Annotated in this window: 3 protein-coding genes; all 3 read right to left on the bottom strand. The window is 48.4% G+C overall.

Annotation, left to right across the window (positions count from 1 at the left end):
• Nucleotides 1–107: DUF2887 domain-containing protein (locus EWV84_RS11300; protein WP_287078075.1), on the bottom strand; the 107-nt coding region annotated here is incomplete at its 3' end.
• A 31-nt stretch (nt 108–138) separates the two neighbouring features.
• Nucleotides 139–3,585, bottom strand: coding sequence for a DEAD/DEAH box helicase family protein (locus EWV84_RS11295; RefSeq protein ID WP_287078074.1), 3,447 nt, complete (start codon nt 3,583–3,585; stop codon nt 139–141).
• Nucleotides 3,586–3,847: 262 nt separating this feature from the next.
• Nucleotides 3,848–4,624 (bottom strand): restriction endonuclease subunit S, encoded by a 777-nt coding sequence (locus EWV84_RS11290; RefSeq protein ID WP_287078073.1) that lies wholly within the window; start codon nt 4,622–4,624, stop codon nt 3,848–3,850.
• Nucleotides 4,625–4,735: the final 111 nt, after the last annotated feature.

Below are 4,735 nucleotides of genomic sequence, written 5' to 3'. Positions count from 1 at the left end.
GAGTCAAAGCGGTAGTTATTGGCTTCGTTGATAGGGAGTTGAATTAATTCAAAGAAGATAGAGGGGAAAGATTGAAAGAGTTGATAAAAAATCGTGTCAGTTTTCATGCTCTTATTTTATAGCAGTACGCGCTTGCTCTTAGACCGCATCAACGGACTCATTAAACGATCGCAAAATCGAGACGATCCGATCAGCTTCCCGATCATTAAACATCCCATCTAGCCCTTCGGGATGGTTATCGGTAAAGGGAGGCTCGTAGAGCGCCCCCGGATTCATAACTCCGTTTTTAGTGAGGATATCGATGATATTTTCGATAAAACGGATTTGATTGGCCCAGAAGTTTGTCCCCTGCAAATAACGGCCAAAAGCTTGTTTAGCCGCTTGGCGATCGAGTCCGACGATTTCCCGGATCAGGAGCTTGAGGCTTTTCGTCCGGCCAAAGACCTCCTCAAAACGCTGACGGCTCTCAATTTCTGCTGCCGAAAATAGCATCTCCTCTAGGGCAGATAAATCCCTGTCCGTTAGGGGGATATTGCGCCGCAACTTAGCGATCGCAAGGTGATCCTGATGCTGACGGATATAGGCCTCCACTTTCCGGCGATACTGTTCGCGACTAAAACCGGTCTGATGGGTGGGAATATCGACAATCTGCACCTCTCCCATCTCATCGACAAAATCGGTAATCACGCTCTGCTGCTTTTGGCGATCGATAAACTTGACCAGATCCCGGACGCGTACCCGAATCCCTTCCACCATTAACGGCGTTGCTCCGGTCCACCAGCTTTCGGCTTGCACCTCGCGAATAAAGGCTAATTGCCCCTTAATCATCGGTATATCGGGCTTAGTCTCCAGTTGAACGAGAAGATCGCGCACTTTGTCCCGCAATCGCTCATAGCTACCGGATGCCTTGAGAATGGCTAATTGCAGTTGCAAACAAAGAAGGTCGAATTCCTTGGCTAGGGGATCCTCATTGGGCAAACCATTGGGTAAACCGGCTAAGGAGTCGGCAATAGTGGCCACGTCCTCCTGACTCAGGTTGTTCCAACGATCGCGCTGACTAAAGGTCTCCACCTGCGGCAAGCGACGACGCACCAGAAAATTATCCCGGGGCATGGTGGCGATGTGTTGATGGAGTGCATCGAGCAAACTCGTGTATAGGTCGCCGGATCGATCGACTTTGTAACTAGAGGACTGCTCTCTCGCTCTAGGGGTTGCGCTTTGCTTGCAGGGAGCGAGGCGGGTAGCCAACTCGAGGCGATGTTTAACTAGGCGACTGGTGAGGCTTTCGGGTATTTTCTCCCTTGTTTCATCGATATCCTGCTGGAAATACTCGAAATTCCCGCAGAGGTCGAAGACCAGAAACTCGGTTTTATGGTTGCCAGGGCCGAACAAATCCTGACAGAGACGAGTCCCGCGCCCGATCATCTGGTTAAACTTCACCCGGGAGAATACAGGCTTAAAAAACACCAAATTGACCACTTCTGGCACATCTACGCCAGTATCGAGCAGATCCACCGAGACGGCGATAATTGGTTCTTTATTGACCTCGCTAAAGTCGTCTAGGAGACTCTGGGCGTAATTGTCGTGACTGTCAATAATTTTGGCAAAATGACCTTTGTAGTGAGGATAGTTACTATTAAAGCGATCGCAGATAAATTGGGCGTGTCGGTGATTACGGGCAAAAATAATCGTTTTACCCAATCGATCGCCACTGTTGACCTTTAGCCCCCGTTGCATCAAAATTCTTAACGCTTGATCCACGGTGTCGATATTAAATAACCATTGATTAAGGGCAGCTGCGTTAATTTCCCGCGGTAGTTCGCCGCTTTCCTCGTCGCGAAACTTCTCCTCGTAGTCTAGCTGCTCCTCCGGGGTTAGATCGCTGTATTTAACCCCGGTACGCAGGAATTTAAACGGCACAGTAACACCCTTGGGAGGTACAAGATGGCCATCCTTAACTGCATCCTCTAACTCGTAGGCGAAGGTAGGAACCCCCTGCTGTAGCTCGAAAATGCGGTAGGTATCGCGATCTACTTCCGAGCGTGGTGTGGCAGTTAGTCCCACCAGCAGAGCATCGAAATAATGGAAGATTTCGCCGTATTTGCGATAAATAGAGCGATGAGCCTCATCGACGATCACGAGGTCAAAATACCCCACCCCAAACATTCGTCCATTTGCATCCATGCGCTCGATGGCGTTGAGTATGGTTTGATAGGTGGAGAGGATGACGTTAGCCCCCGTCACGTCCTTGCTACGGGTCAGATCCAGGACGGTAACGCTGGGTAGATGACGCTGAAAGGCGCGGTATGCTTGGGTTAATAGGGCATTGCGAACGGCAAAGCCGCGCCAAAGGCGAACGGCCAGAAACAGGACTCGGTTTACCCAATTGGCGCTCTTGAGCAGTTCCACCAATGCGATTGCAGTTCGGGTTTTGCCGGTTCCGGTGGCCATGACCAATAGGGACTTACGGCCGCGCTTTTCTTCAAAGGTTTCAGTGATGCGACGGATGGCCTCTTTCTGGTAGGGACGGCCGACGATATCCTCGTTAATTTGGCTAGTGCTGAGGGGTTTACGGTGGGAACGGCGGAAAATTAGCCGTTCTAGCTCGGTTTTTCCCAGGAAACCGAGGACGGGGCGGGGGGGATAGGCGAGATCATCCCAGAGATAGGTTTCTGGCCCGTTACTGTAGAAAATAACGGGGCGCTGGCCGTAGTTTTTTTCTAAGCAGTCGGCGTATAGTTTGGCCTGTTGTTGGCCGCTGTTGGGGCTTTTGCTGGTGCGTTTTGCCTCCACGAGGGCGAGGGGTTTACCGTCGTCACCCCATAGTACATAATCGATGAAACCGCGCCCGGTATCCCCCGCTTTTTGGATGGGCATCCCCCACACCTCCAACTCTGTGGCGTTGGGGGCTTTGGTATCCCAGCCGGCTTCTTTGAGTAGTACATCGATCAGATAATGGCGGGTGTCGGCTTCGTTGTAGTCGTGGTTATCGGCGATCGCATTATTTTGGGCGAGGAGGGCATCCCGTTCGGCCCTAGCGGCCGCGAGTTCGGCCTCGGTTTGGCACTGTTTGGCCTCTGCAATTTGGCGCAGGGTATCGCTTTGGGAAAGGCGTTTTTCTAGGTCTTGCAGTTCTTTTTGACTGGGGACGGCGAAACTGGGAATTTTCTGGCGATCGAAGCTAATATCGCCCAATTCTCGCCCATTCTGCCCGTAAAACCGCACCAGCCAGTAGGTGATATGAAAGAGTTCCTCGATCAGGTGCAGGGAGTCGCGATCGCTGATTTGTCCGCCATGGTGAGCGGCGCTATTGCCGACTTTGTGGATGGTGCGAATTTTGGCGAAAAGTCCTGGTTTAAGGTTATCTTTAAAGGTTGGCTCGTGGATGAGAGCGCCTAGGCTATTGTCCCGGGACGGTTGTAGATAGGGGTCGTTTTCATAGAGCCAGCAGACCATTTGTTCTAGGACAAAGCGGCTATAGAAGCAACTGGCCCGGGGGTTGCTGAAGACTAATCCCTCGGCCTGGGCCGCGTGTTCGTACAGTTGCGGGAATTGATCTCGCAGGAAGGAGAAGTTTGATGCCATATTGCGCTCCCCAGTCTATAAGTCTATTATCCCCAAAGTTTTGGCTATCTCTATATTTTACTTGGTTATTGTTTAACAGTTATATAAAAAAACAGCAAGTTCGGTTATTTTATCCGCACAGAAAACGGGTTTCTCGGAGAAACCCGTTTCTTCTCAAATAATCAGTTTTTAATAACCAGATTTAGTATTAGTTAATTGTCCAACGGTCTTTTTTAATGGCATTTCCCACAAGATTATGGCAGTAATCCGCCGGCTGCCATGGCTACAGTTCCCCGCGAAAGGCGCGTTGTAAAAGGGAATTAAAGAGATTTTCGGATTCTTTGATACTCTCGTATGCTTTTGATTGAAAGCCTTGAATCTGCTGAAGTCTAGCTGAGAACTTATTCTGATCTTCAATTGGAGGAACAATAAATGGGAATGTCTTAAACTCACTAATCGGAGGAAAATTTGGTACTCCCGATCCTCTATTAGCCGCAAAGAACTTGTCACGGAAACTTTCATGACTAAAATGGTATAGAAAAAAATAGTTATTCATTTTTCTCTGATTTAGGGTAATCCTCAACAGAGCTTGATTGATAATACCCAGTTTTGCATTTTCGGGTACAATTGCTAACTTGCCAAGATAAACACCTGAGCAACTAATAATAATATCTCCAGGCTTTACTTCAAATCCTTTCATCTCCTCAAACTTATCTTCACTAATGTAGTATCTTTCAAACGAAAAATCATTATTCAGCGCATGATATTGCTCATAAACGAGGAACCCTGCTTGAATGAAAATATCTTTTTTCAACGCACCGCCAAAAGGTCCGCGCTTAATAGCACCTTTCTGATTTACAGTAATATCCTCAATCGTTTTTACTTCCCACCCTTTCGGATTAGTAACGGGATCACCGAACATCTCTAGAAAAGTCGATTTTAACAACTCCTCAGTCAACCGAATTGCCTCTTTGCGCTTGCGTCGCACCCCATCCGCTTTATCTAAAATTGCCGCAATTCTTCGCTGTTCTTCGAGGGGTGGGAGGGATACCTTACTCACCGTTCGCTTAAATAAAAAAGCGATCGAGGACAAAAAAGGTTAAAATCCTTGTGTAGTAAAGGGTTTGGTTGAAGGAGTTAAGAAAATTCCCACACAGATAAAGTCAGAACG

This window comes from Microcystis sp. M_QC_C_20170808_M3Col (assembly GCF_007095505.1).
Classification (GTDB): Bacteria; Cyanobacteriota; Cyanobacteriia; order Cyanobacteriales; family Microcystaceae; genus Microcystis.
Note: the sequence above shows the minus strand (reverse complement) of the source record. Positions and strands in the feature narration are given on the sequence as shown.

Bases quoted from the DNA above. Each gene is read 5' to 3' on its own strand.
- EWV84_RS11295 (WP_287078074.1), bottom strand. From the start codon at position 3,585: ATGGCATCAAACTTCTCCTTCCTGCGAGATCAATTCCCGCAACTGTAC.